At 63.6% G+C, this 20,962-nt stretch carries 21 protein-coding genes; 17 read left to right on the forward strand and 4 right to left on the reverse strand.

The window, feature by feature from the left end; genetic code table 11:
• Positions 1-6: 6 nt before the first annotated feature.
• The 4 genes from hemL to EBB56_RS12675 form a co-directional block, all read right to left on the reverse strand.
• Positions 7-1,299 (reverse strand): glutamate-1-semialdehyde 2,1-aminomutase, encoded by a 1,293-nt coding sequence (hemL, locus tag EBB56_RS12655; RefSeq protein WP_045992727.1) that lies wholly within the window; start codon positions 1,297-1,299, stop codon positions 7-9.
• 174 nt (positions 1,300-1,473) lie between these two features.
• Complete coding sequence (locus EBB56_RS12660) at positions 1,474-2,286, reverse strand: hydroxymethylpyrimidine/phosphomethylpyrimidine kinase (RefSeq protein WP_108131954.1); 813 nt, start codon at positions 2,284-2,286, stop codon at positions 1,474-1,476.
• Positions 2,287-2,321: 35 nt separating this feature from the next.
• Positions 2,322-2,753, reverse strand: a complete 432-nt coding sequence (gene hemJ, locus EBB56_RS12665; RefSeq protein ID WP_045992725.1) for a protoporphyrinogen oxidase HemJ — start codon at positions 2,751-2,753, stop codon at positions 2,322-2,324.
• Between the two features lie 9 nt (positions 2,754-2,762).
• Complete coding sequence (locus EBB56_RS12675) at positions 2,763-4,715, reverse strand: chloride channel protein (RefSeq protein ID WP_045992724.1); 1,953 nt, start codon at positions 4,713-4,715, stop codon at positions 2,763-2,765.
• Positions 4,716-4,978: 263 nt separating this feature from the next.
• Here EBB56_RS12675 and argC point away from each other — a divergent pair, with 263 nt between their 5' ends.
• From argC to atpD, 17 genes are all read left to right on the forward strand, one after another.
• Complete coding sequence (argC, locus tag EBB56_RS12680) at positions 4,979-6,013, forward strand: N-acetyl-gamma-glutamyl-phosphate reductase (RefSeq protein WP_124804529.1); 1,035 nt, start codon at positions 4,979-4,981, stop codon at positions 6,011-6,013.
• Between the two features lie 169 nt (positions 6,014-6,182).
• Positions 6,183-6,536 carry an iron-sulfur cluster insertion protein ErpA gene (gene erpA, locus EBB56_RS12685; RefSeq protein ID WP_108131956.1) on the forward strand — a complete coding sequence of 118 codons (354 nt, stop codon included), beginning with the start codon at positions 6,183-6,185 and terminating at the stop codon, positions 6,534-6,536.
• Positions 6,537-6,757: 221 nt separating this feature from the next.
• A complete protein-coding gene (locus EBB56_RS12690; protein WP_124804530.1) occupies positions 6,758-7,513 on the forward strand; it encodes a transporter substrate-binding domain-containing protein in 756 nt (251 codons plus the stop codon).
• A 164-nt stretch (positions 7,514-7,677) separates the two neighbouring features.
• Complete coding sequence (locus EBB56_RS12695) at positions 7,678-8,349, forward strand: amino acid ABC transporter permease (protein WP_124804531.1); 672 nt, start codon at positions 7,678-7,680, stop codon at positions 8,347-8,349.
• A 28-nt stretch (positions 8,350-8,377) separates the two neighbouring features.
• Positions 8,378-9,148, forward strand: coding sequence for an amino acid ABC transporter ATP-binding protein (locus EBB56_RS12700; protein WP_124804532.1), 771 nt, complete (start codon positions 8,378-8,380; stop codon positions 9,146-9,148).
• Positions 9,149-9,688: 540 nt separating this feature from the next.
• Positions 9,689-11,584 carry a tRNA uridine-5-carboxymethylaminomethyl(34) synthesis enzyme MnmG gene (gene mnmG, locus EBB56_RS12705; RefSeq protein WP_124804533.1) on the forward strand — a complete coding sequence of 632 codons (1,896 nt, stop codon included), beginning with the start codon at positions 9,689-9,691 and terminating at the stop codon, positions 11,582-11,584.
• Positions 11,585-11,592: 8 nt separating this feature from the next.
• Positions 11,593-12,249 (forward strand): 16S rRNA (guanine(527)-N(7))-methyltransferase RsmG, encoded by a 657-nt coding sequence (gene rsmG / locus EBB56_RS12710; protein WP_260425357.1) that lies wholly within the window; start codon positions 11,593-11,595, stop codon positions 12,247-12,249.
• A 74-nt stretch (positions 12,250-12,323) separates the two neighbouring features.
• A complete protein-coding gene (locus EBB56_RS12715; RefSeq protein ID WP_045992716.1) occupies positions 12,324-13,094 on the forward strand; it encodes a ParA family protein in 771 nt (256 codons plus the stop codon).
• Between the two features lie 66 nt (positions 13,095-13,160).
• Complete coding sequence (locus EBB56_RS12720) at positions 13,161-14,084, forward strand: ParB/RepB/Spo0J family partition protein (RefSeq protein WP_045992715.1); 924 nt, start codon at positions 13,161-13,163, stop codon at positions 14,082-14,084.
• A gap of 278 nt (positions 14,085-14,362) precedes the next feature.
• Complete coding sequence (locus tag EBB56_RS12725) at positions 14,363-14,722, forward strand: ATP synthase subunit I (RefSeq protein ID WP_231498561.1); 360 nt, start codon at positions 14,363-14,365, stop codon at positions 14,720-14,722.
• Between the two features lie 13 nt (positions 14,723-14,735).
• The gene (gene atpB, locus EBB56_RS12730; RefSeq protein WP_045992713.1) at positions 14,736-15,599 is read left to right on the forward strand and encodes a F0F1 ATP synthase subunit A; all 864 of its coding nucleotides are present in this window, start codon (positions 14,736-14,738) and stop codon (positions 15,597-15,599) included.
• Between the two features lie 79 nt (positions 15,600-15,678).
• Positions 15,679-15,927, forward strand: coding sequence for a F0F1 ATP synthase subunit C (gene atpE / locus EBB56_RS12735; RefSeq protein WP_045992712.1), 249 nt, complete (start codon positions 15,679-15,681; stop codon positions 15,925-15,927).
• A 66-nt stretch (positions 15,928-15,993) separates the two neighbouring features.
• The gene (locus tag EBB56_RS12740) at positions 15,994-16,464 is read left to right on the forward strand and encodes a F0F1 ATP synthase subunit B (RefSeq protein ID WP_045992711.1); all 471 of its coding nucleotides are present in this window, start codon (positions 15,994-15,996) and stop codon (positions 16,462-16,464) included.
• 11 nt (positions 16,465-16,475) lie between these two features.
• A complete protein-coding gene (locus EBB56_RS12745) occupies positions 16,476-17,015 on the forward strand; it encodes a F0F1 ATP synthase subunit delta (RefSeq protein ID WP_045992710.1) in 540 nt (179 codons plus the stop codon).
• A 16-nt stretch (positions 17,016-17,031) separates the two neighbouring features.
• Entirely contained in the window at positions 17,032-18,576 is a 1,545-nt protein-coding gene (atpA, locus tag EBB56_RS12750; protein WP_045992709.1) for a F0F1 ATP synthase subunit alpha, read from the forward strand.
• Positions 18,577-18,653: 77 nt separating this feature from the next.
• Positions 18,654-19,535, forward strand: a complete 882-nt coding sequence (gene atpG / locus EBB56_RS12755) for a F0F1 ATP synthase subunit gamma (protein ID WP_045992708.1) — start codon at positions 18,654-18,656, stop codon at positions 19,533-19,535.
• Positions 19,536-19,576: 41 nt separating this feature from the next.
• Positions 19,577-20,953: a F0F1 ATP synthase subunit beta gene (gene atpD, locus EBB56_RS12760; protein ID WP_045992707.1), complete on the forward strand. Its 1,377-nt coding sequence runs from the start codon at positions 19,577-19,579 to the stop codon at positions 20,951-20,953.
• Positions 20,954-20,962: the final 9 nt, after the last annotated feature.

Consider the following 20,962-nt stretch of genomic DNA (forward strand, 5'->3'; position numbering starts at 1 on the left):
CTCCTGTCAGGCCTGGGTCGTCATCTGGGCGAAGGCTTTCTCGGCAGCGTCCAGGGTCACCTGGATATCCTCCGGCGTGTGTGCACTGGACATGAAGCCAGCCTCGTAGGCCGACGGCGCCAGGTAGACTCCCTGCTCGAGCATGGCGGTGAAGAAACGGCGGAAGGCATCGGCGTCACAGGCGGTGGCCTGGGCAAAGTTCTCGACGCTGCTCTGGGCGGTGAAGAATACCCCGAACATCCCTCCCACGCGCTGGGTGATCATGTCGATACCAGCCTCGCGTGCCCGGCTTTCAAGCCCGTTGCACAGGGTCTCGACACGCTGCGCCAGGGCCTTGTGAAAGCCCGGCTCTTTCAGCTTGGTCAGCAGTGCCACCCCCGCCGCCATGGCCAGCGGATTACCGGCCAGGGTGCCGGCCTGGTACACCGGTCCCAGCGGCGATAGTTCGCTCATGATCTCGCGGCTGCCACCGAAGGCACCCACCGGCATGCCGCCACCGACGATCTTGCCGAGACAGGTCAGATCCGGGGTCACGCCAAAGTGTGCCTGGGCGCCGCCCAGGGCGACACGGAAACCGGTCATCACCTCGTCGAAGATCAGCACACTCTGGTGGCGGTCACAGACCTGGCGCAGGGTCTTGAGGAAGTCGGCGCTCGGCGGGATGCAGTTCATGTTGCCGGCCACCGGCTCGACGATGATGCAGGCGATCTGACTGCCGATCTCCTCGAAACAGCGCTCCACCTCGTCGATGTCATTGTAGGACAGCGTGATGGTATGTTCGGCCAGAGCGGCAGGCACCCCGGGAGAACTGGGCTCACCGTGAGTCAGCGCGCCGGACCCCGCCTTGACCAGCAGCGAATCGCTGTGGCCATGGTAGTTGCCCTCGAACTTGACGATCTTGTCCCGCCCGGTAAAACCACGGGCCAGGCGAATCGCCGACATGGTCGCCTCGGTGCCCGAGTTGGTCATGCGCACCATCTCGATGCTCGGGATGATCTCGCAGATCAGCTCCGCCATGGTGGTCTCGACCGCGGTCGGGGTGCCGAAGGACAGGCCCTTGTCGAGGCGCTCGCGCACCGCGCCCAGCACGTCGGGATCGGCATGGCCGGTGATCATCGGTCCCCAGGAGCCCACGTAGTCGACGTAGCGCTTGCCTTCGACATCGAAAAGGTAGGCGCCCTTTGCGCTCTCCATGAACACCGGCGGACGATGCAGCCCCTTGAACGCGCGCACCGGTGAGTTGACGCCACCGGGAATGTGCCGACAGGCCTGTTCGAAGAGCTCAGCGGATGTGGTCATGGCAACCTCTTTGCCCAAAAGTGAAATTCAATCATCGATGCCACAGACATCGATTCAGCGCGACACCGCCTGTGGATAACCCTGTGGAGGGCATGGGATAACCCGGTGAATTGGGCGCCAATACCTTCCAACAGGGGCTGATCGGGGTCTCTCATGCCGACTGCCGTGTCGCCATCATACCTTGACCTCGTCCGGCGAAAAGCGCGGCGTCGGCATTTTCCACAGCCGGCGAGGCAACGACTGCCCCTGGCCGGGCGTCCAGCCATGGGCCAACGCCTGCCAGGCAAACACCTGAGCCTGCTCACAAGCCTGCACCAGACTTTCTCCCGCCGCCAGTCGCGTAGCCACGGCAGCGGCCAGGGTACAGCCGGAACCATGGAAGGTCGCCGGCAAGCGGGGCCAGGTCCACTGACGATCGCTGTCCGGAGTATGCAGGGTATGGGCGACGCGCCCCTTGGCCGTCTGGCCCTCGGGATCATCGGTGCCGGTCACCAGCACCGCCTGGCAGCCCTGGTGCATCAGACTGACACAGCGCTCGGTATCATCCTGGTAGTCGAGCCCGGCCAGGCGTGCCAGTTCGCCGCGATTGGGGGTCAGGATATCGACCCTCGGCAGCAGACGCTCGAAGTAGGCGTCGATCAGCTCCTGGGTCGCAAGCGGTGATCCGCCCCCCGCCTTGAGCACCGGATCGGCAACCACCGGCACACCGGGCCGGCGGCGCACCACATCGACCACCGCGTCCAGCGCCTCGAGGTCGGCGATCAGACCGATCTTGATCGCCGCGATCGGCAGGCTCTCCAGCGCTGCGGCTGCCTGGCGAATGGTCGAGGCCGGCACCGGGTGCACCGCCTGGACGTCGACGAGGTCCTGTACCGTCAGTGCGGTAGGCACGGTCAGCGCCCAGCCTCCACAGGCGGCCACGCTCTCGGCGTCGGCCACCAGGCCGGCACCGCCGGTCGGGTCATGCCCGGCCAGCACCAGCACCATCGGCAGGTGGGGCGAAGTCGAAGGACTCAGGCTATTCAAAAGGGTTTCACCACGGCCAGGATCACGATAGCCACCAGTGCCAGTACCGGCAGTTCATTGAACACACGAAAGAAGGTGGCACTGCGACGGCAACGATCCTCGGCCAGCTGCTTCAGGTAGATCAGGCAGACATGGTGATAGGCCACCAGCGCCACCACCAGCGCCAGCTTGGCGTGCAGCCAGCCCTGGCTCATCAGGGCCGGGTTCAACCACACCAGCAGGGCCCCCAGCAGCAATACCGCCACCATCGAAGGTGTCATGATGCCGCGATAGAGCTTGCGTTCCATCACCATGAAGGTATCCATGCTGGCGTACTCGCCCTTGTCCCGGGCCATGGCGTGGTACACGTAGAGCCGTGGCAGATAGAACATGGCGGCGAACCAGGTCACGATCGACATCAGGTGAAAGGCTTTTATCCACAGATACATGGCGACTCCTCAGGCTGTGGATGGATCAGACAGGCGGTAGTACCGCTCAATGGCATCCCGGGTGATGATACCGGAAATTCGCTTCTGCTTCGGTCGATAGCCGTGTTCCACGTAGAGTCCATCCACCTTGCTTTCGTTCAGCACGTTCAGCGCCTCGGTCAGGGTCGCCTGCAGGTGGATGGCCACCAAGTCCAGTCGCTGGCCGGGGATTTCCAGCAGGTCCAGCAACGCCTCCTTGTCTTCATCGGGGCTGGCCGCCGCTGGTGACACCGGCGGTGGCGAGCGATCGACGTTCTTGCCCGCGATAACATCTGCCTGGCCACCGGGGGCGCCCCCCTTGTCCATCAACACCTCCATGGCGGCATTGTCGTCGCTGGCTTCGCGTTGATCTTCCGGCGCCGCCTTGGGTTCCTGTTTCTCCCGCTGTCCCTGCTGCTGCTCCTGCTCCTGCTGCTCGAGCAGATAACGTGCCAGGTCGGCCGCCTTCAGCGCCAGGGTCGGCTTGTCGTCGGTGGAACGTTCGATGATGATCCACACCGGTTTGGCCTCGAGCAATGCCCGAGCCTGGGTCTCCGAGATCCGTCGCCTGGTGCGCACCAGGCTGCGCTCCATCACCGCCGGCACCGACACCCGCGACAACGCCTGCATCAACGGTTGCTGAAGGGGGTGCAGACCATGGCGCTTGACGCTGATAAAGAAGCCGTCACAGCGACACAGCTGGCGCGCGGTCAGGCAGGACACCACCACCGCCAGCATGCCCGGCAACAGAATATGCGGCATATGGGTCAGTTCGAGCAGCGCCATCAGCGCCGCCAGCGGCGCCTGCAGCACCGCCCCCATCATCGCCGCCATGCCGATCATCGCGAATAGCCCAGGGTCTGCCGCCTTGTCCGGCCACATCCAACCCCCGGCAATGCCGAACAGCGCCCCGGCGGCCGCGCCGACCACCAGCACCGGGCCGATGATGCTCACCGGCACCCCGCAGCCTACCGCGAAGGCAGTCAGCAGCAGCTTGCCCAGCACCAGCGCCATCAGAATATCCAGCGTCAAACGATTGAACAGCGCATCGGACAGGCTGTCGTAGCCGATGCCCTGGACCTGGGGGTAGCACCAGGCCAGTAGCGCCGCCAGGGCACCGACCAGTGCCAGGCGCCACCACAGCGGCAGACTGGCGATGCGCTCCGAGCGCGAGACATGGATGAACAGCCCCGCCAGCAGACCGATACCGAAGGCCATGGCAGCGATCCAGTAGATATTGAACAGCGAGCCCATCGACAGATCGGGAACCGCGAAGGCAGGATCGGCGCCATAGACCAGCTGGGAGACCAGGGCTCCCATGCAGGCCGCCAGGATGACCGGCATGAAGCCAACGATGGTGTATTCCATCATCACCACCTCCATGGCGAAGATGACCCCGGCGATGGGCGTATTGAAGGAGGCGGCGATACCTGCCGCGGTGCCGCAGGCCACCAGCACCCGCAGGCTGTTGTGGGGCAGGCGCAGCAGTTGGCCGAGGCCACTGGAGGCGGCGGCGCCCAGGTGGATCGCCGGGCCTTCGCGCCCGGCAGATAGCCCCCCGACCACCGACACCACCCCCACCCACCACTGGTTCAACCAGTTGCGCAGCGGAAAGCGGCCCTGGTGATAGGTCAGGCGTTCGATCACATGGCTGACGCCGATCTTGCGGGCAGCCAGTGGCTGACGCCACAGCAGCACACCAATCACCGTCACCGCGATGATCGGCAGCACCATGCGCAGGCCGGTAGACAACTGCTCGAAGGCTTCGGGATCGTCGTAGGGCATCACCAGCATGGCGCCGACCATCAACGCCAGCCGGAAGACCACCATCAGACTGCCGGTGATCAGCCCCGTCACCACCCCCAGCACGCACAGTTGCGGCAGGGCGTCGACGCTCGCCAGCTGGCGACGGAAGGCATCAAGACTGAGATCGGGCAGGCGCATGGAGGTGTGGGTCGCTTCCTTGAGAGCGAAGGGTCGAGTCCCTGACGCAAGATGAAAGGCAGGCTTACCTTAGGTGACTATCTCTTGTGTATCATAGAACGTGACTTGGCACCCAGGCCGCCGTCATCGTCGTCTCTCGGAACCCCCATCGCCTGGCCCGAGAATCTCCAGGCAGGCCTGTGGCCAGGCCATTCGGCTCGCCTTGCGGGCGGCCACATTTCCATGGCAATGCGCTGAAACAGCAAAGTGCAAAGGAGCGTTACGTGATCAAGGTTGGAATCGTCGGCGGCACCGGTTACACCGGCGTCGAACTGCTCAGGCTGCTGGCGCGCCACCCCGAGGTGGAGGTGGACGCGATCACCTCACGAAGCGAAGCCGGCCTCGGCGTGGCCGAACTCTATCCCAACCTGCGAGGTCACTACGACGAGCTGCGCTTTTCCGAGCCTGACCCGGAGCGCCTGGCGCGCTGCGATGCGGTGTTCTTCGCCACGCCCCACGGCGTCGCCCACGCGCTGGCCGGCGACCTGCTGGAGCGAGGCACCCGGGTGATCGATCTGTCAGCCGATTTCCGCCTGCGCAACGCCGGCGTCTGGGCCGACTGGTACGGCCAGCCTCACGGCGCCCCGGGTCTGCTCGAGGAAGCCGTCTACGGCCTGCCCGAGGTCAGCCGCGATCAGATTCGCCAGGCCCGCCTGATCGCCGTCCCCGGCTGCTATCCCACCGCGGTGCAGCTTGGCTTTCTGCCGCTGCTGGAAGCCGGGCTGATCGACGCCGACCACCTGATCGCCGACTGCAAGTCCGGCGTCACCGGTGCCGGCCGTGGCGCCAAGGTGCCCTCGCTGCTCGCCGAGGCCAGTGAATCGATGAAGGCCTACGGCGCCTCCGGCCATCGTCATCTGCCGGAAATTCGCCAGGGGCTCGGCGACGCCGCCGGGGGTGAGGTCGGGCTAACCTTCGTGCCCCACCTGACGCCGATGATCCGCGGCATCCATGCCACCCTGTACGGGCGCCTGACCGGCGACCCCGGTGATCTCCAGCGTCTGTTCGAAGACCGCTTCGCCAACGAGCCTTTCGTCGACGTGATGCCCGCCGGCAGCCACCCCGAGACCCGTAGCGTCAAGGGCGCCAACCTTTGCCGCATCGCCGTACATCGCCCCGGCAACAGCGACACCGTGGTGGTGCTGGCCGTCATCGACAACCTGGTCAAGGGTGCCTCCGGCCAGGCCATCCACGCCCTCAATCTGATGTTCGACTTCGACGAGACCGCCGGTCTCGACGCCCCGGCGATGATGCCCTGAGGTCTATCCCCCCGCTTGCTGCGGGGGGATGTCGACGTACCAGGCGCCTTACCTCCGAGGAAAAGTTGACCCTTTTACTCTGGCTTGGGGATAATGACCGATGCGGTCGACGTCGGCTGATCCGCGACATCGACCGCTTTGACCCTGTTTCTCGACCCCGGGAGCTCTCATGAGCGGTGCCGAATCCTTTGTCCCCACCCCGCTACTGCTGTCCGACAACGCCCAGCGCCGACTCAAGGCATTGATGGCCGAAGACGGCGCCAGCAACATCGCCCTGCGCGTCTATGTCACGGGAGGCGGCTGCTCGGGATTTCAGTACGGCTTCGACGTGGCCGACGGCGTCAACGACGACGACACCGAGATTCCCTTCGGCGATGTCGCGTTGGTGGTCGACCCGCTGTCCTACCAGTACCTGGTCGGCTCCACCATCGACTATGAGGAAGGCCTGGCCGGCGCGCGCTTTCTGGTGCAGAACCCCAACGCCACCACCACCTGTGGTTGCGGCGCCTCCTTTATGGTGTAGCGACCTTGCTGCGCGTCAGCCGACGCGACAGCAACACGCCTCTCCAGACAGCGCTTGATGCGGCCCTTGATGTCACCCTCGACGCAGCCTCCCGGCTGCGTCTTGCATTGTGTTGTGGCGCCGCCAGCGTTGGCCCAGCGGATTCTCCCCCAACTTGACCCCTTCCCCGCAACTCGCCATGGTAGTTGAGGATTTCACAATAACGTCAACTGGGGAAAATCATGAAAACCGCCCTTACTTCTGCCGCTCTTACCTCCGCCCTGCTCACCTTCGGTGTCATCGGCAGCGCCCAGGCCGAGACCCTGAAAGTGGCCACCGACCCGAGCTTCGTGCCGTTCGAGATGATGGACCAGGAATCCGGCGAAATGGTCGGCTTCGACATGGACATCATTGCCGAGCTGGCCGAGCGTGCCGGTTTCGAATACGAACTGCGCACCATGGACTTCAACGGCATCATTCCCGCCGTCCAGACCGGTAACGTCGACATCGCCATCGCCGGTATCACCATCACCGACGAACGTGCCGAGATCGTCGACTTCTCCGACCCCTACTACGACAGCGGTCTGAAGATCCTGGTCAACGCCGACGAAGAAGGCGTCAGCGAGATCGATGACCTGTCCGGTATGCGTATCGGCACCAAGATCGGCTCCACCAGCTATGACTTCCTCCAGGAAAACCTGGGCGAGGACGCCGAGATCACCCCCTATCCGGGCACCAGCGACATGTACATGGCCCTGCTCGGTGGCAGCGTCGATGCCGCCTTCTACGACGCCCCCAACGTCGGCTACTTCTCCCAGACCCGTGGCGAAGGCAAGGTCAAGGTCGTTGGTCCGCTGTACGAAGGCCAGCAGTACGGCATCGTCTTCGTCAAGGGCAGCGAGTGGGTAGAGCCGGTCAACGAGGCCCTGGCGGCGATGAAGGAAGACGGCACCTACGACGAGATCCACGCCAAGTGGTTTGGTTCCACCAGCGAGTGATCGCAGTCCATAGCGACCTGGGCAACCGACCTGGGATTCATGGGGGCCGGTACACGACCGGCCCCCTTGGTGTTACCCGGACGTCACCCCGAGGCACTGTCTCGACCCCGGCATCAAGGCCTCTCGCCTTGTCCTGATTTCACGTGCATGACGGAGACCCACTCGTGGACGTCAACTTCCAATTCGACTGGTCGGCGGCGCTGTCCTCCATCCCCCAGCTGCTGACCGGCATCCCCTATACCCTGCTGATCTCCTTCGGCGGTCTGGCCATCGGCTTTATCATCGGCATCATCTTCGGCCTGTTGCGCATTTCCCCGAGCGCCTGGCTGCGTGTTCCCGCCGTGGCCTACATCGAAATCTTCCGCGGCACCCCGGTACTGGTGCAGGTGCTGTTCATCTTCTATGGCCTGCCGAGCATCCTTGGTGGCCCCATCGATGCGGTCACCGCAGGTATCGCTGCCATCGCCGTCAACTCCGGCGCCTACATCTCGGAGATCGTTCGCGGTGGTGTGCAGTCCATCGAGCGCGGCCAGCGCGAGGCCGGCCTGTCGCTGGGCCTGTCCCGCCGCCAGACCTTCCGCTACATCATCTGGCCCCAGTCCTTCCGCCGCATGATCCCGGCGCTGGGCAACCAGGCCATCATCAGCATCAAGGACACCTCGCTGTTCGCCGTCATCGGCGTGGGCGAGCTGGTGCGCCAGGGCCAGATCTACATCGCCACCACCTTCACCGCCCTGGAGGTCTATCTGATGGTGGCGCTGCTCTATCTTGCCATCACCCTTTCCTTGTCCTTCGCCCTGCGCATGCTCGAGCGCAAGGGCCTGGTGGGCCAGTGAGGTGCAACATCCCATGGAAAATTCCGACATGAACCCAGCCTCTCACGCCCAGGGCGAGCCCATCGTCCGTATCGACAAACTCAACAAGCACTTCGGCTCGCTCCACGTGCTCAAGAACATCGACCTTGAGGTGGCTCAGGGCGAAGTGGTGGTCGTCATCGGCGCCAGTGGCTCCGGCAAGTCGACCCTGATCCGTTGCGTCAATGGCCTGGAAGAATTCCAGCAGGGCGCCCTCAGGGTCGACGGCAACGACCTCAAGCCCGACGGCAAGGCCAGCCAGGCACTGCAGACCATCCGCACCGAGGTCGGCATGGTGTTCCAGCAGTTCAACCTGTTCCCTCACCTCAGCGTGCGTGACAACGTCACCCTGGCCCCGATGAAGGTGCGCGGCGAAAGCCGTGACAAGGCCGAGGCCACCGCGGAACGGCTGCTCGATCGGGTCGGCATCAAGGACCAGGCCGACAAGTACCCGACCCAGCTCTCCGGCGGTCAGCAGCAACGCGTGGCGCTGGCCCGCGCACTGGCCATGGAGCCCCGTCTGATGCTGTTCGACGAGCCCACCTCGGCGCTGGACCCGGAGATGATCGGTGAGGTGCTCGACGCCATGCGTGAGCTCGCCAGAGAAGGCATGACGATGATGATAGTGACCCACGAGATGGGCTTCGCCCGGGAGGTCGCCGACCGCGTGATCTACATCCACAAGGGGGAGATCGTCGAGCAGGGCAAGCCCGAAGACGTCTTCGACAATCCGCAGAATGAACGTACCCAGAGCTTCCTGGCGCGGGTGCTCAAGCACTGAAAAAACCGCCCGTTCGAGCCTCTGAAACGCCCTGTCGAGTGATCGACAGGGCGTTTTTTTGGCTTTTTGGGGCTGTGGACAAGATTTTTCACATTTTGCTGCGAAGCCCACTGCCACGGGGGCTGTGGGCAAGTCAGCGAGTTGTTCACCGTCGCGGTGACAACCGCCCCCGAGCTCGGTGGATAACTGGTGGAAGCCGAGCCCTGTGGGCAAGTCATGATTGTGTCCACAGGCAGATAACACGCCATCAAACGCTGGTACGTCCCTTGTCCAACAAAGGATCAACATTGTATCTATTTGTTTTTTGTAGGTTTAAATGGTTTTTCCACAGAAAGTGTCCACACTAGTAGTTACAACCACTACAGAACTTCTTTTCTTATTCTTTTATTTTTTTATAGGTAGGTAAGTGAAGCTCCTGCCTGACAGACGGGGTGTGGAAAACCCTGACGTTTACCCACAGGAGGGTTTATACTGGCCGGCTATTTTTCGTACGAACCCAATATCCAGACCGCTGGCGCGCTGCGCCGAACGAGGTGAACCTTGGAGTATCCCGACCGCTTTGACGTCATCGTCATCGGCGGTGGCCATGCTGGAACGGAAGCTGCCCTGGCCTCTGCCCGCATGGGTTGCCAGACCCTGCTGTTGACCCACAACATCGAGACCCTGGGCCAGATGTCCTGCAATCCCGCCATCGGCGGGATCGGCAAGAGTCATCTGGTCAAGGAAATCGACGCCCTCGGCGGCGCCATGGGATTGGCGACGGACCTGGGCGGGATCCAGTTTCGCGTGCTCAACGCCCGCAAGGGCCCCGCGGTACGGGCGACCCGTGCCCAGGCCGATCGTGTGCGCTACAAGGCCGCGATTCGTGGCATGCTGGAAAACCAGCCGAACCTGACGCTGTTCCAGCAGGCCGCCGGCGACCTGATCGTCGACCAGGACACCGTGCGCGGCGTGGTCACCGAGACCGGACTGCGATTCCTGGCCGAAACCGTGGTGCTGTGCACCGGCACCTTCCTCGGCGGGGTGATCCACATCGGGCTGGACAACAGCCGTGGTGGTCGTGCCGGGGATCCGCCCTCCAACGCCCTGGCCGAACGTCTGCGCGCCTTGCCGTTTCGGGTCGATCGCCTGAAGACCGGCACCCCGCCGCGCATCGACGCCAAGAGCGTCGACTTCTCGCGCCTCGAGGAGCAGCCGGGCGACAGTCCGACACCGGTGATGTCCTACCTGGGATCGCGGGACATGCATCCGCGCCAGGTCAGCTGCCACATCGCCCACACCAACGAGCGCACCCACGAGATCATCTTCGACAATCTCGATCGCTCACCGATGTTCTCCGGGGTGATCGAAGGGGTCGGGCCGCGTTACTGCCCGTCCATCGAAGACAAGGTCCACCGCTTCGCCGACAAGACCAGCCATCAGGTGTTCGTCGAGCCGGAAGGTCTGGATACCCATGAGCTATACCCAAATGGTATTTCGACCTCCTTGCCCTTCGACGTGCAGCTCCAGGTGGTGCGCTCCATCGACGGTCTCGAGCGGGCCCATATCACCCGTCCGGGCTACGCCATCGAGTACGACTTCTTCGATCCGCGGGACCTGAAGCACTCGCTGGAAACCAAATTTATCCACAACCTGTTTTTCGCCGGCCAGATCAACGGCACCACCGGCTACGAGGAAGCGGGGGCCCAGGGGCTGCTCGCCGGGCTCAACGCCGCGCGTCGCGCCAAGGCGCTCGACGCCTGGTGTCCGCGCCGCGACGAGGCCTACCTCGGGGTGCTGGTGGATGACCTGATCACCCTGGGCACCAAGGAGCCCTACCGGATGTTCACCTCCCGCGCCGAGTACCGGCTGTTGCTGCGTGAGGACAACGCCGACATGCGCCTGACCGAACACGGTCGCGCACTGGGGCTGGTGGACGATGAGCGCTGGGCGCGGTTCAGCGACAAGCGTGAAGCGGTGGAGCGCGAGAGCGCCCGCCTCAAGGCCACCTGGGTGCAGCCCGGGACCGATGCCGCCGCCGACATCGAGCGAATCACCGGCAAGCCGCTGGCCCGCGAGTACAGCCTGATGGACCTGCTCAAGCGCCCGGAACTCGGCTATGCCGACGTGGCTGCGGCCAAGGGTGAGCCGGTGAGCGACGAGACGGTCGCCGAACAGGTCCAGATCCAGGCCAAGTACCAGGGCTACATCGATCGTCAGCAGGACGAGATCGACAAGCTCAAGCGTCACGAGTCCATGGCCCTGCCGTCCGATCTCGACTACAGCCGAGTCGAGGGGCTGTCCCACGAGATTCGCCAGAAGCTCGCCGAGGCGCGCCCCGAGACCCTGGCCCAGGCCGGGCGGATCAGCGGGGTGACCCCGGCGGCGGTATCGATCCTGCTGATTCACCTCAAGAAACGCCGGTTGCTCGATGATCGCGAGGTAGCCAGCGGATGAGTCAGGCGATGTCCCCGGCCCTGCAGCAGCGACTGCACGAGCGCTTGAGCGAGGGCCTTGCCGCCCTCGAGATCACGGCCACCGCCGCCCAGCTTGACCAGCTTCTGGCCCTGGTGGGTCTGTTGCACAAGTGGAACCGGGCCTATAACCTCACGGCGGTACGCGATCCGCTGGACATGGTCTCTCGCCACGTGCTCGACAGCGCCGCGGTGCTGCCCTGGGTCAAGGGCCCACGGGTGCTCGACGTGGGCGCGGGGCCTGGCCTGCCTGGCCTGGTGCTGGCGATCCTCAACCCCGAGCTCGACGTCAGCCTGCTCGACAGCAACGGCAAGAAGGTACGCTTTCAGCGTCAGGCGGTGATGGAACTCGGGCTTGCCCGGGTGACCCCGATCCAGGCGCGAGTGGAAGCCTATACCCCGGCCGACGGCGGGTTCGATCAACTGATCTCGCGGGCCTTTGCCAGCCTCGAGGACTTCGTCGAGCTGACCCGGCCGCTGCTGGCGCCCCACGGCCAGTGGCTGGCGATGAAGGGGCCGGCGGTGGACGGCGAGCTCGAACGCCTGGAGGACGACGTGCGCTGTGTCTCGCGCCATGCGTTGAGGGTGCCGTACGAGTCAGCGGGTCGAGAACTGGTTATGCTGGAACCCGAGGCCGGGGGCCGCTAGGCTCGGGCTTGGGGTTCGGTTTCACGATTTTGCCGCCACCAGCCACCCGAGAATTTCCACGCAAGGATGACGTCGTGACCAAAATCATCGCCTTGACCAACCAGAAGGGTGGGGTCGGCAAGACCACCTCTGCCGTCAACCTGGCCGCCAGTCTGGCGTCGCTGGATCGCCGCGTACTGCTGGTCGATCTCGATCCCCAGGGCCACGCCACCATGGGCAGTGGTGTCGACAAGCACAGCCTCGAGGGCAGCGTGCTCGACGTCATCCTGGGCGACAAGCGCCCGGTGGAGGTCATCCTCGACTGCCCCGAGGCGGGCTACGCCCTGCTGCCCGGCAATGGCGACCTGACCGCCGCCGAGGTCGAGCTGCTCGATCGTGGTGAAGGCCGCGAGCGGGCGCTGGCCAAGGCGCTGGACGAAGTCGCCGGCGAGTACGACGTGGTGATGATCGACTGCCCACCGTCGCTGAACATGCTCACCGTCAATGCGCTGACCGCCGCCGATGGGGTACTGATACCGCTGCAGTGCGAGTTCTATGCCCTGGAAGGCCTGTCGGCGCTGCTCGACACCGTCGAGCAGATCAAGGACAGCGTGAACCCGGGCCTCGAGATCTTCGGGATCCTGCGCACCATGTTCGACGCCCGCAACAGCCTGACCCGGGACGTCAGCAAGCAGCTGCGGGACTACTTCGGCGATGCCCTGCTCAAGACCACCATTCCACGCAACGTGCGGGTTGCCGAGGCGCCGAGTCACGGCCTGCCGGTCACCAAGTACGCACGCTTCTCGCGGGGCAGCCAGGCCCACCGGGTGCTGGCCAAGGAACTGATTCGTCGGCTGTCGCTGTAGCCCCGGCCAGGGTGGCAAGGGCCAGCAGTGTCGAATTTTTGAGCGTGCTGTGATGAGGATGAATCGATGACGCGCAAACGCGCCCTGGGACGAGGACTGGATGCGCTGATCGGGGCCGGTGCCCGCCGCCGCGAGAGCCTCGATCTGCCCGAGGTGGATGCCGAGCTGACGACCGACGGCGACGAAGACGCCACGGTGGTGCCGCCTCCCGCGCCGGAGGAACGTCTGGAGCGCCTGCCGCTGGGCCAGCTCAGCCGTGGACGCTACCAGCCAAGGCGCGATATCCAGCCCGAAGCGCTGGAGGAGCTGGCCGACTCGATCCGCGCCCAGGGCGTGATGCAGCCCATCGTGGTGCGTCCGATCGGTCCCGACCGCTATGAAATCATCGCCGGTGAACGCCGCTGGCGGGCCTCCCAGCTGGCCGAACTGGACGTCATCCCGGCGGTGATCCGCGAGGTGACCGACGAGGTGGCCCTGGCGCTGGCACTGATCGAGAACATCCAGCGCGAGAACCTCAACCCGGTGGAGGAAGCGCTGGCGCTCAAGCGTCTGCTCGACGAATTCGAACTGACCCAGCAGCAGGTCGCCGACGCCGTGGGCCGTTCGCGTACCCAGGTGACCAACCTGCTGCGCCTGCTGGCGCTGGACCCCGAGGTGCAGACGCTGCTCGAACGCGGTGACCTGGACATGGGCCATGCCCGCGCCCTGTTGACCCTGCCGGCGGCCAAGCAGCGCAAGGCGGCCCATGAGGTGGTCAACAAGGACCTGACCGTGCGCGCCACCGAGGCGCTGGTCAAGCAACTGGCCAATGGCAAGCCAAAGGCCGCCAAGACTGCGCCGAATCAGGACGTGGCCCGGCTGGAGACCCGTCTGGCAGATCTGCTCGGCGCCCCGGTCAAGATCAGCCACGGCAAGGCCGGCAAGGGCAAGGTCACCATCCAGTACTCGAGCCTCGACGAGCTCGACGGCATCCTGGGCCACATCCGCTGAGTGGCGACGACCAGAGACAGCGACCGGGTTGCGCGTATCAGCGCAGTAAACCACTTAGGTCGCTAATCACTTTAGCGGCCTTTTCTCCGCATTTGGTCGTAAGCCAGCGCGAAGTGACGACAAATCGTCACGTCTTTGGTTGAAGCCGTTAGGGGGCTTCCCTATAATCGCGCCGGAGTCTGCCGGTGGTCTGTCGCCGGCGATCACGATGGATGACGAGTTCGCGCCAAGAGGCGCGTCGGGAGAAACACTTGGCGGCCAGGATCCAACGACCCCAGGTGCAGCGCCTGCTGATGGCACAGCTCGCTGTGCTGGCGCTGACCAGCGTTGCGGCGGCTGGCATCGACGGTATCTCCGGCGCTTCCTCGGCGGCCCTGGGCGGGCTGGTGGCCTTTTTGCCCAATGTGTTCTTTGCCTGGTGTGTGTTCCGGGCGCAGGGCGCGCGCTACTCCAAGGCCATCGTCAACAATTTCTATCGTGCGGAAGCCGGCAAGTTCGGTTTGACGGCGGCGCTGTTCACCCTGGTGTTCATCGCAGTGCCTCCCTCAAACCCGACTTTTTTCTTTGGCGCTTATGTGGTGACGCTGTTCGTTCATTGGCTGGGGCCCTGGCTGGTGAAACGACCGTCGCACACCTGACAACGAGGCAGACATGGCAGGCACGAATCCGACTCCGACGGAATATATCCAGCACCACCTGCAGAACCTGACCTTCGGGCTGCACCCGGACAATGGCTGGTCGATCGCCCATTCCGCCCAGGAAGCTTCCGATATGGGCTTCTGGGCCGTTCACCTCGATACCCTCGGCTGGTCCGTCGGTCTCGGTCTGATCTTCCTGTGGCTGTTCAAGAAGGCGGCCAACACCGCTACCACCGGCGTGCCTGGTGCGCTGCAGAACTTTGTCGAGCTGATGGTCGAGTTCGTCGACAACTCGGTCAAGGACACCTTCCACGGCAAGAGCAAGCTGATCGCGCCGCTGGCGCTGACCATCTTCTGCTGGGTCTTCCTGATGAACCTGATGGACCTGGTGCCGGTGGACTTCCTGCCGCTGCTGGCGGCCAAGATCGGCGCCCTGTTCGGCGCGGACCCGGCCCACGTCTACTTCAAGGTGGTGCCGACCACCGACGTCAATGCCACCCTCGGCATGGCGCTGTCCGTGTTCGGCCTGATCATCTTCTACACCATTCGTGCCAAGGGCTTCTCCGGCTTCATCGGTGAGCTGACCCTGCACCCGTTCAACTCACCCAACAAGCTGGTCCAGGCGCTGTTCATCCCGGTCAACTTCCTGCTCGAGACCGTGACCCTGATCGCCAAGCCGATCTCCCTGGCCCTGCGACTGTTCGGCAACCTCTACGCCGGTGAGCTGATCTTCATCCTGATCGCGATGATCGGCCTGTGGCAGCTGCCGCTGCACTTCACCTGGGCGGTGTTCCATATCCTGGTCATCACCCTGCAGGCCTTCATCTTCATGATGCTGACCATCGTCTACATGAGCATGGCGGTGGAGAAGCACTGACGGTTTCGCTTCAACCCTAAACCCTTAACCCTAACCCACTGATAAACCTTAGTTTCAACTAAAAACTGGAGAGACCACCATGGAAGCACAAGTTCTGGGTATGACCGCCATCGCCGTGTCCCTGCTGATCGGCCTGGGTGCACTCGGCACCGCCATCGGCTTCGGTATCCTCGGCGGCAAGTTCCTGGAAGGCGCTGCACGTCAGCCGGAAATGGTTCCGATGCTGCAGGTCAAGATGTTCATCGTCGCCGGCCTGCTGGACGCCGTGACCATGATCGGTGTTGGTATCGCGCTGTTCTTCACCTTCGCTAACCCGTTTGTCGGTTAATGTCCGACCGCTCGTCCCGAGCCGTCGATCCGTTAACCCCAAACCCGTAACGCGAGAGGTGCTGGCGTGAACCTGAACCTTACCCTAGTCGGCCAGGCTATCGCCTTTGCGTTCTTCGTCTGGTTCTGCATGAAGTTTATATGGCCGCCGGTCATGCAAGCTCTGCAGGAACGCCAGAAGAAGATCGCCGATGGTCTGGATGCTGCCAGCCGTGCGGCGCGTGATCTCGAGGTGGCCGAGAAAGAGGCCGACGAGACCCTGCGCAAGAGCAAGCAAGAGGCGGCCGAGATCCTGGAACAGGCCCAGAAACAGGCCAACCAGAAGCTCGAGCAGGCACGCGAAGACGCCCGCCTTGAAGGCGAGCGCATGATTGCCAAGGCCAAGTCCGAGATCGAGCAGGAAGTGGCACGCGCGAAGGAAGACCTGCGCGCACAGGTGTCCCGTCTGGCGGTCCTGGGCGCTGAGCGAATCCTGGAGTCCTCCATCGATGAGAAGCAGCACGCTGCCATCGTCGACAAACTCGCCAAAGAGCTCTGAGGAGGTGCCCCATGGCGGAAACGTCAACTATCGCTCGCCCGTACGCCAAGGCTGCCTTTGAGCACGCCGTGGCCAAGGACGCGCTCGACGAATGGTCCGGCATGCTGGCCAGGGTCGCGCAGGTCGTCGGCGACGACGACATGCGCGCCCGGGTGCTCGGCAATCCCAAGCTGTCCAGCGCACAGAAGGCTGATGTTGTCGTCGACGTCTGTGGTGACGCCGTCAATGACGACCTCAAGAACTTCGTTCGCCTGGTCGGCCAGAAGGGTCGCCTGGCGGCGCTCGGCGCCATCGCCGAGCAGTTCGAGGTGCTCAAGGCCCAGCAGGAAAAGCGGGTAGAGGTGGAAATTGTTTCTGCCTTCCCGCTGGCCGAAGCCCAGGAACAATCGCTCGCGAGTGCACTGGCCAAGCGTCTGAACCGCGAAATCTCCATTACCACTCAGGTGGACAAGACGCTCCTGGGCGGCGTGATCCTGCGTGCCGGCGACACCGTCATCGACGGTTCGGTACGTGGTCGATTGAACCGCCTCCAGGAAGCCCTTTCCGCCTGAGTCTGAGGGACATGGCATGCAGCAACTGAATCCTTCCGAGATCAGCGACATCATCAAGCAGCGTATCGAGAAGCTTGACGTCGCATCCGAAGCCCGTAATCAGGGCACGATCGTCAGCGTATCTGACGGTATCGTGCAGATTCACGGCCTCGCCGACGCAATGTTCGGTGAGATGATCGAATTCCCCGGCGGCATCTTCGGGATGACCCTGAACCTCGAGCGCGACAACGTCGGTGCCGTGGTTCTGGGTGATTACCTGCAGCTGGAAGAGGGCATGACTGCCCAGTGTACCGGTCGCATCCTCGAGGTGCCGGTGGGTCCCGAACTGCGCGGCCGTGTGGTCGACGCCCTCGGTAACCCCATCGACGGCAAGGGCGACCTGGGCACCAAGGAAACCGACGCGGTCGAGAAGGTCGCACCTGGCGTCATCACTCGTCAGTCCGTCGACGAGCCGATCCAGACCGGTTTCAAGTCCATCGATGCCATGGTGCCGATCGGCCGCGGTCAGCGTGAGCTGATCATCGGCGACCGTCAGATCGGTAAGTCGGCGATCGCCATCGACGCGATCATCAACCAGAAGGGCACCGGCGTCACCTGTGTCTACGTGGCCATCGGTCAGAAGCAGTCGACCATCGCCAACGTGGTGCGCAAGCTCGAAGAGCACGGCGCCATGGAGCACACCATCGTGGTCGCCGCCGGCGCCGCCGATCCGGCCCCGATGCAGTTCCTCGCCGCCTACTCCGGCTGCACCATGGGCGAGTACTTCCGCGACCGCGGTGAAGACGCGCTGATCGTCTATGACGATCTGTCCAAGCAGGCCGTGGCCTACCGCCAGGTGTCGCTGCTGCTGCGTCGTCCGCCGGGCCGTGAAGCCTTCCCTGGCGACGTCTTCTACCTCCACTCCCGTCTGCTCGAGCGTGCCGCGCGTGTCAACGCCGACTACGTCGAGAAGTTCACCAACGGTGAAGTGAAGGGCAAGACCGGCTCGCTGACCGCACTGCCGATCATCGAGACCCAGGCCGGCGACGTGTCTGCCTTCGTTCCGACCAACGTGATCTCGATCACCGACGGTCAGATCTTCCTCGAGACCGACCTGTTCAACTCAGGCATCCGCCCGGCCATCAACGCCGGTCTGTCGGTGTCTCGTGTGGGTGGCTCGGCACAGACCAAGATCATCAAGAAGCTCGGCGGCAGCGTGCGTCTGGCTCTGGCCCAGTACCGCGAGCTCGCGGCCTTCTCCCAGTTCGCCTCCGACCTGGACGAAGCCACCCGCAAGCAGCTCGAGCACGGTCAGCGCGTCACCGAGCTGATGAAGCAGAAGCAGTACTCGCCGATGTCGGTTGCCGAGATGGCGATCTCCCTGTTTGCCGCCAACGAAGGCTTCCTGGACGACGTCGACGTCAACAAGGTGCTGGACTTCGAACATGCGCTCCACGAGTACATGAAGTCCGAGCACGGCGAGTTGCTCGACAAGATCAACGAGTCTGGCGACTACAACGACGAGATCAAGGACGGCCTGAAGCAGGGTCTCGAGAAGTTCAAGTCCTCTCAGAGCTGGTAAACGTCCACTGGCCCGCCGCAAGGCGGGCCAGGTGGTCGAACAGGATTCTGAGGGTCACCGAACAAGGGTAGATCGCCATGGCAGTCGGAAAAGAGATTCGCACGCAGATTGCGAGCATCAAGAACACGCAGAAGATCACCAATGCGATGCAGATGGTGGCGGCGTCGAAGATGCGCAAGACCCAGGAACGGATGTCGGCGAGCAAGCCTTACGCCGAACAGATCCGTCACGTGGTGGGTCATCTCGCCCAGGCCAACCCGGAATACAAGCATCCGTGGATGGAAGAGCGTGAGGCCAAGCGCGTCGGTTACATCGTCGTCTCCAGCGATCGTGGTCTCTGTGGCGGCTTGAACGTCAACCTGTTCAAGGCGACGGTCAAGGACGCTCAGGCGTGGCACGAGAAGGGCGCCGAGCTCGACTTCTGTGCCCTCGGCAGCAAGGCCAGCAGCTTCTTCCGCAAGTATGGGGGAAGCCTGGTCGCCGCCAAGAGTGGCCTGGGGGAAACGCCGAGTCTTGATGATCTGATCGGCAGCGTGAAGGTGATGCTGGATGCCTACGATGAAGGCAAGCTGGATCGTCTTTACGTGGTGCACAACGAATTCGTCAATACCATGACCCAGAAGCCGGTCGTCCGTCAGCTGCTACCGCTGACCGAGGACACCGCAAAGGTCGAGGAAGACGACGAGAACAAGCGTCCCAGCAGCTGGGACTACCTGTATGAGCCGGATGCCAAGGCGCTGCTCGACAGCCTGCTCGTGCGCTACGTTGAAGCGCAGGTGTATCAGGCGGTGGTCGAGAACACAGCGTGCGAGCAGGCGGCACGCATGGTTGCCATGAAGAGCGCGACCGACAACGCGGGCAATCTGATCGACGATCTGGAGCTGGTGTACAACAAGGCCCGTCAGGCGGCCATTACCCAGGAAATCTCCGAGATCGTTGGCGGTGCCGCCGCTGTTTAAGGCATGCAGGTTTCATTTGCAGGTATTAGAGAGGAACCAAGATGAGCGGACGTATCGTACAAATCATCGGCGCGGTGATTGACGTAGAGTTTCCGCGGGACGATGTTCCCAAGGTCTACGACGCGCTGAAGGTCACCGAAAAGGAGACCATCCTCGAAGTCCAGCAGCAGCTGGGCGACGGCGTGGTGCGCTGCATCGCCATGGGCTCGACCGAAGGGCTCAAGCGCGGCATGAACACCGATAACACCGGCGCGGCCATCTCCGTCCCGGTCGGCCAGGAAACCCTGGGCCGCATCATGAACGTGCTCGGCGAGCCGATCGATGAGGCCGGTGAGATCGGCGAGCAGGAGCGCATGCCGATCCACCGCGAGGCTCCGGGCTACGCCGACCAGGCGGCCACCAACGAGCTGCTCGAGACCGGCATCAAGGTCATCGACCTGGTGTGCCCGTTTGCCAAGGGCGGCAAGGTCGGTCTGTTCGGCGGTGCCGGTGTCGGCAAGACCGTCAACATGATGGAACTGATCCGTAACATCGCCACCGAGCACAGCGGTTACTCCGTGTTCGCCGGTGTCGGTGAGCGTACTCGTGAAGGTAACGACTTCTACCACGAGATGCAGGAGTCCAACGTTCTCGACAAGGTGGCACTGGTCTACGGCCAGATGAACGAGCCGCCCGGGAACCGCCTGCGTGTGGCCCTGACCGGTCTGACCATCGCCGAGAAGTTCCGTGACGAAGGTCGTGACGTACTGTTGTTCGTCGACAACATCTACCGTTACACCCTGGCCGGTACCGAGGTGTCCGCACTGCTGGGCCGTATGCCGTCCGCGGTGGGTTACCAGCCGACCCTGGCCGAGGAGATGGGCGTTCTGCAGGAGCGTATCACCTCCACCAAGACCGGCTCGATCACCTCCGTGCAGGCCGTCTACGTGCCCGCGGATGACTTGACCGACCCGTCTCCGGCGACCACCTTCTCGCACCTGGACGCCACCGTGGTGCTGGCGCGTTCCATCGCCGAGCTGGGTATCTATCCGGCCATCGACCCGCTGGACTCCACCTCTCGCCAGCTTGATCCGCTGGTGGTGGGCGACGAGCACTACAACGTCGCGCGCGGTGTTCAGGGCGTGCTCCAGCGCTACAAGGAGCTCAAGGACATCATCGCCATCCTGGGTATGGACGAGCTGTCCGACGAAGACAAGCAGATCGTGGCACGTGCGCGTAAGATCCAGCGCTTCCTGTCACAGCCGTTCTTCGTTGCCGAGGTGTTCACCGGCTCTCCCGGCAAGTACGTGTCGCTGAAGGAGACCATCCGTGGTTTCCAGGGCATCCTGGACGGCGAGTACGACGAGCTGCCCGAGCAGGCCTTCTACATGGTCGGCACCATCGACGAGGCCGTCGAGAAAGCCAACCAGATGAAGTAATCCCTCTAA

This window comes from Halomonas sp. YLB-10, from assembly GCF_003856855.1.
In the GTDB taxonomy this organism is placed as follows: Bacteria; Pseudomonadota; Gammaproteobacteria; order Pseudomonadales; family Halomonadaceae; genus Halomonas; species Halomonas litopenaei.

What these genes read in the sequence shown, in the direction of transcription:
- hemL (WP_045992727.1), bottom strand. Translation starts at nt 1,299, where the DNA reads ATGACCACATCCGCTGAGCTCTTCGAACAGGCCTGTCGGCACATTCCC.
- EBB56_RS12660 (WP_108131954.1), bottom strand. Translation starts at nt 2,286, where the DNA reads ATGGTGCTGGTGCTGGCCGGGCATGACCCGACCGGCGGTGCCGGCCTG.
- hemJ (WP_045992725.1), bottom strand. Translation starts at nt 2,753, where the DNA reads ATGTATCTGTGGATAAAAGCCTTTCACCTGATGTCGATCGTGACCTGG.
- EBB56_RS12675 (WP_045992724.1), bottom strand. Translation starts at nt 4,715, where the DNA reads ATGCGCCTGCCCGATCTCAGTCTTGATGCCTTCCGTCGCCAGCTGGCG.
- erpA (WP_108131956.1), top strand. Translation starts at nt 6,183, where the DNA reads ATGAGCGGTGCCGAATCCTTTGTCCCCACCCCGCTACTGCTGTCCGAC.
- EBB56_RS12690 (WP_124804530.1), top strand. Translation starts at nt 6,758, where the DNA reads ATGAAAACCGCCCTTACTTCTGCCGCTCTTACCTCCGCCCTGCTCACC.
- EBB56_RS12700 (WP_124804532.1), top strand. Translation starts at nt 8,378, where the DNA reads ATGAACCCAGCCTCTCACGCCCAGGGCGAGCCCATCGTCCGTATCGAC.
- rsmG (WP_260425357.1), top strand. Translation starts at nt 11,593, where the DNA reads ATGTCCCCGGCCCTGCAGCAGCGACTGCACGAGCGCTTGAGCGAGGGC.
- EBB56_RS12720 (WP_045992715.1), top strand. Translation starts at nt 13,161, where the DNA reads ATGACGCGCAAACGCGCCCTGGGACGAGGACTGGATGCGCTGATCGGG.
- atpB (WP_045992713.1), top strand. Translation starts at nt 14,736, where the DNA reads ATGGCAGGCACGAATCCGACTCCGACGGAATATATCCAGCACCACCTG.
- atpE (WP_045992712.1), top strand. Translation starts at nt 15,679, where the DNA reads ATGGAAGCACAAGTTCTGGGTATGACCGCCATCGCCGTGTCCCTGCTG.
- EBB56_RS12745 (WP_045992710.1), top strand. Translation starts at nt 16,476, where the DNA reads ATGGCGGAAACGTCAACTATCGCTCGCCCGTACGCCAAGGCTGCCTTT.
- atpA (WP_045992709.1), top strand. Translation starts at nt 17,032, where the DNA reads ATGCAGCAACTGAATCCTTCCGAGATCAGCGACATCATCAAGCAGCGT.
- atpG (WP_045992708.1), top strand. Translation starts at nt 18,654, where the DNA reads ATGGCAGTCGGAAAAGAGATTCGCACGCAGATTGCGAGCATCAAGAAC.
- atpD (WP_045992707.1), top strand. Translation starts at nt 19,577, where the DNA reads ATGAGCGGACGTATCGTACAAATCATCGGCGCGGTGATTGACGTAGAG.